6 protein-coding genes are annotated in these 5291 nt (G+C 31.2%); 1 reads left to right on the top strand and 5 read right to left on the bottom strand.

The window, feature by feature from the left end; all coding sequences use genetic code 11:
* On the top strand, positions 1-645 hold a 645-nt coding region (locus RR539_RS10250), incomplete at its 5' end, for a M28 family metallopeptidase (protein ID WP_332500403.1).
* Positions 646-663: 18 nt separating this feature from the next.
* On the opposite strand, the gene RR539_RS10245 is transcribed toward RR539_RS10250, so the two are convergent.
* From RR539_RS10245 to RR539_RS10225, 5 genes are all read right to left on the bottom strand, one after another.
* The gene (locus RR539_RS10245; protein ID WP_332472893.1) at positions 664-1743 is read right to left on the bottom strand and encodes a GGDEF domain-containing protein; all 1080 of its coding nucleotides are present in this window, start codon (positions 1741-1743) and stop codon (positions 664-666) included.
* A gap of 145 nt (positions 1744-1888) precedes the next feature.
* Complete coding sequence (locus RR539_RS10240) at positions 1889-3070, bottom strand: NupC/NupG family nucleoside CNT transporter (RefSeq protein WP_332472894.1); 1182 nt, start codon at positions 3068-3070, stop codon at positions 1889-1891.
* 283 nt (positions 3071-3353) lie between these two features.
* Positions 3354-3947, bottom strand: coding sequence for a 30S ribosomal protein S4 (gene rpsD, locus RR539_RS10235; protein WP_332472895.1), 594 nt, complete (start codon positions 3945-3947; stop codon positions 3354-3356).
* Between the two features lie 271 nt (positions 3948-4218).
* Entirely contained in the window at positions 4219-4728 is a 510-nt protein-coding gene (locus RR539_RS10230) for a hypothetical protein (RefSeq protein ID WP_332472896.1), read from the bottom strand.
* Positions 4729-4791: 63 nt separating this feature from the next.
* The gene (locus RR539_RS10225) at positions 4792-5232 is read right to left on the bottom strand and encodes a DUF805 domain-containing protein (protein ID WP_332472897.1); all 441 of its coding nucleotides are present in this window, start codon (positions 5230-5232) and stop codon (positions 4792-4794) included.
* Between the last annotated feature and the right edge of the window lie 59 nt (positions 5233-5291).

Genomic DNA, 5291 nt, shown 5'->3' with positions numbered 1-5291 from the left:
GGAAGAATCTACCCTGGTGCACTTGATAATGCCTCAGGAACTTCATTTGTAATTGAAGCAGCTAGAGCATTATCTAAGTCAAAACCTGAAAGAAATATAGTATTTGCTTGCTTTGATGCTGAAGAAGTAGGCTTACTTGGTTCTCAGTACTTTGCCAAAAACCCTCCATTAAAATTAAAGGGCGGAAAGGTAATTAACTTTGATATGGTAGCCTCAACTAAGGAAATTCCTCTATCAGTACTAAGCAACAACGAGAATCCACTATCTAAGGAAATTTTATCTATAATGAGTGCACTTGGAGTCAAATCTAACACTTTGCATATGGACAATAGCGATCACGCCTCATTTGACCCATTTGGAATAGACTCTGTAACACTTATTCATGATGATGTTGATAAAATTCACTCTCCAATAGATACTATTAAAAATATTAGTGAAAACAGAATTGTAGATGTTCACAAAACCCTTAAGGCATATATGGTTAAACATAAAATAATAAAAAGTAATGAATTTAAAGTCCATACAAATATCTATACTGTTGAATACCTAACAAGATACATTGTTTTACTACTTACCCTAATCTTCTTTTTAAATATTTTATTATTCACTAAAATATATAAAAGCCCTAAAAAACACTGTAAATAAAAATTAAGCAGCACCAAATTATTTTGATGCTGCTTTTTTACTCTTATTCTTATACATTAGCTTATCACATTCTATTAATGCATCATGTATATCTATATTGTTTGAATCAACTACTTTAACTCCATAACTTATATTAATATTATAGGGTTTGTTTTGCGTTCTATTATACTTATCTAATAACTCAAACATGTCATTTATAATTACTTCAACTTTTAAAGGGTCATTTTCATATAAAAATACTATAAACTCATCTCCTCCAACTCTCAAAGCCTTTCCAATTCCCTTAAATGTAGTGTAAAGAATATTTGAAAGTTCTATAAGAGCCCTATCCCCCTCAGCATGTCCAAAATTATCGTTTATACTTTTAAATTTATCAATATCAATATTAATAATAGTAAAATATTGATATTGTCCCCTTAGAGCTTTATTAATTTCATCATAATAAACCTGCTTATTATAAAGGCCTGTTAAAGGGTCCTTTTTACTTTTATCATTAAGTAAGAAGGCGTAAGTTAAAATACATACAATGCTACAACTACTCCATATAGTTAAAAACTTAAAGGTATTTATTTGAATTAATGATAATAAAACCGGTATTAACAGATTTAGAATAAATACGCTCTTTTCTTCACTTGATAAAAATCTAAAGTTTTTAAGAATTATATACGCACATCCTAGAATAATAACTAAACATATAAAGCTATTAACAAAAAACACTGGCCCTCTTTCATATACACCATTATTCTGTACATTGAAAATCAAATTAAATCTATAACTTAAAATAGAAAGGACTCCATTAATTATAATTAACCAAATAAAAATTTTCTCAAGTAATTTATATTTTTTCTCTATGTTTAGCCACAAAGTTAAAAATACCCAATACAAAAAGGGAATAAATGGAGTTAATACAAAACCAATAACATTAGTAATTTTATGAAGAATAACAGTATAGATAGAATACATATGACCATTTAAGATAACTGTAATACATTCAAGTGCCATTATAAATATTATTAAAGACTTAGCTAATAAAAAATATTTATACGCTTCCTTACTAGTATCTAACTTAGAATACCCATGAATAAGAGTTACGAGCATTAAAAAACACATAAAAATGTTAATTTGAAGCTCTACCCACATAATTTCACCTCTTAAGCTTTTATAATTATTTTATCATATTTGTTAAATTTTAGTGATAAAAATAAAAAGAGAAGATTACTCTTCTCTTTTAAAAATTATTAGCTTAGAACATCATACCTACTATAGCACCTGTAGTTAAGGTTGCTAATAATCCTACAAGCAGTGCCTTAAGACCTATTCTAGCAACTTCTGATCTACGTTCCGGTGCAAGTACTCCAAATCCTCCGATTTGTATACCTATAGTACCTATATTTGCAAAGTTACAAATTGAAACTGATAATATTGCAACTGTACGAGGAGATAAATTCCCCATAACCTTAACAAGATCGCTATAAGCAACAAACTCATTAATAGCTGTCTTAATACCTATAAGTGATGCAAATGTTGTTATTTCTCCCTGTGGAATGTTCATTAAATATCCAACAGGTGAGAATACCCATCCTAGTACAGTTGATAAACTAATTGAAAATATCCCAAGAAGTCCATTAATAAGTGCTATAATACCTAAAAATGCAATTAGCATTGCTCCAACATTAATAGCAAGGTCCTTACCTGTTAATGCACCATCACCTATAGCCTCGAATATATTACCGTATTCACATCCATGAACCTTAGCACCCTTGGCGATTTTTGAAACCTCTGTTTCAGGCTTAATAACCTTAGAGATCATAAGACAACTAAATGGTACAGTAAATACTGCAATAAGTAGGTATCTCATGTCTATACCAATAACACTATAACCTGCAAGAATAGCTGCAGATGCTGAACCAAACCCAGCAGATACTACTGCAAATAGCTCCGATGATGTAAGTTCCTTAATATATGGTCTAATTAATAGTGGCGCTTCTGTACCACCAAGAAATGAGTTTCCAATAGCTGAAAAAGTCTCAACCTCAGTAGTTCCCATAATTCTTGCTATAGCTCTTCCTAGAACCCTAACGAAGAATGGAATAATCTTAAGAAAGTATAGTACTGAAATAAGTGCACTTGTAAAAACAATAAGCGCAAGTACCCCAACTGCAAAAATAAAAGTATTAGTAGCTAAGTCTCCAAATACAAAGGCAACCCCCTCCATACCGAACTTAACAACCTTATCTACTCCAAATACCATAACCTCAAGAATCCTCTGACCTAAAGGTACCTTCATAACAAAGAATATCAGAATAAACTGTCCTAAAAGACCAACTATAACTGTTCTCCACTTAATATTCTTCTTACTATCTGATAGTAGAAATGCTATACCTATAATTACAGCCAAACATAGAATACCAAAGAATATATTCATATAGCATACACACCTTTCGTAGAATTAGTGCAAAGGCACCTAAATAAAAGTTAAAATAATTCAGTGCAAAAAAATAAATGGCCAACTTATTAATCAAAATTATTTTGCCCGTAAATTAATAAACTATCCATTTAAACTTAAATTCACCTATATAAACTTTTTAAAATGAGTATTGAATTTTTTTCAAAAAAACATATAGACCCCAGACTAGGGGTCTATATAGGCAAGATATATATTTATGTAGAATTAAACTTAAGGAGCGGCTTACTAACTATTTACCACATTATTTTGAGTAGTACTCAACTATTAATTGATCATTTATATCAATTGGTATCTCATGTCTTTCTGGATATCTTACATACGTACCCTTATAATTGTCTAAATCCTTTTCAATATAAGGTAGTAAGTTCACGCCGTTACTCTGAATTGCATCAATGTAATTAGGGGAATTTCTTGATTTTTCTCTTAGTACAACCTGTGATCCTGGTTTTAGAATAAATGAAGGGATGTTCACTTTCTTTCCATCTACCAGTACGTGTCCATGATTAACCATTTGTCTTGCAGCTCTAAGTGAGTTTGCAAATCCCATTCTATATACCATATTGTCAAGTCTTGACTCTAAGGTTCTAACTATAACCTCACCTGGCATTTCTTTAGAAGCAAATGCATCCTTCACATATCTCATCATCTGCTTTTCTAATACTCCATAATAGGCTCTAAGTCTTTGCTTTTCAAGAAGTTGTGTACCGTAATCAGATAACTTTCTTGAGGCTCTACTATTATGGGCATTTGATCTATCCATAGCCTTAGGATGACCGACAACATTCAATCCTAAACGTCTACAAAGTTTAAAACGTGGTCCTCTTTCTCTAGCCATTTTACTCCTCCTGTAAGTTGTTTTCTGTTATCACTATATCACGAATCATTAATACTTGAAAATGATTTTCATTATTATTTTAAACTATTTGGGAAAATTACCTTCACTATTCTTCCAAAATCTTAAAAATTCTTCAAATTACTCACTTGTAAACTATGATTATTAAGGATATATTTCTTTGTAGTTAATATACAAAGAAATATGGCTAAGTGATTATATTAAACCACTTAGCCCCTACTAAATATAAAAAAATATATTCACAGCATATTAACTATTTGTGCCCACACTTATCCCTGCTACAGTGTACACATTCAAAGTACTTATTGTATATCTTGGTTGCATCACAGGCAGAATTACTAGTGTGTTTTAAGGTTACTATAAGTTTTTTAAGCATACATATAACATCTAGCATATCTTTTTCATAGGATGAATATGCCCGAATAGCCTCTCTTTTAAGGCATCTACATTCACAGCTATCACGATTACACTCAAAGCAGCATGGTGAACAATCAAGAAGTTTTTCTCCTTTAATGGATAAACTTTTCCCTTTATAATAACACTCCATTGACTCCTCAAGGTCTAGTAAGCTTTGAAGTAAATTACATAGAACCTCTTCTTGAATTTCCTCAGCTGATTCAAAGCATTTCTCTGATTCCTTAACTAATTTGTGAAATTCACACAATATCTTATTACAGTCTATATGTGAACAACAACTATAATCATAGCATTTTGAAGGCTTACAACATTGTCCCTTTTTAGAGGGACCTTTTCTTATTACCATATATATCCTCCACAAATTACACCATATTATATAATATGCATAAATTTGTCTATGGTTACGTAATTATAGTTCTCCAAGATCCTCTAGTGTTTTAGGGTTTTTCCCATAGTTATTCTCCCCAACTTGACCATCCTGAAGCATAAATATAAACAGGGTAATACAAGCTATAAATGATGATATAGACAATATAATCCCAAGAAGTGAAACAGCCATATCAGGGTTAAGTGCAACAAGCTCAGATATGGCCGGGAATCCTAGGAGCAGAAGCCACCACCCACTTCTACCCGAATCATGTAATCTTCTAACAGTAACTGCAAGTATCGGAATTATAATAACTACATAGTAAACCTGTGGCATTAATCCTCCCATACCCATAGATATACTTACAAATCCTAGGAAAAAGCTAATAAATAAATCCACTAAAAAACTCATCCAATACTCTGTTCTTCTAGATCTTCCCTTAAAGTCAAAAGTCCTTTTCCATCTTAAAATATACCAATACATAACCCCCTCCTAATAAAAAGCCTTTACTATATACTATTAAGAAGGGAATAAAAATTTAC

Origin of the sequence: Clostridium sp., from assembly GCF_036639235.1 — a bacterium.
GTDB lineage: Bacteria > Bacillota > Clostridia > Clostridiales > Caloramatoraceae > Clostridium_AB.
This window is presented reverse-complemented; position numbering and strand designations above follow the sequence as displayed.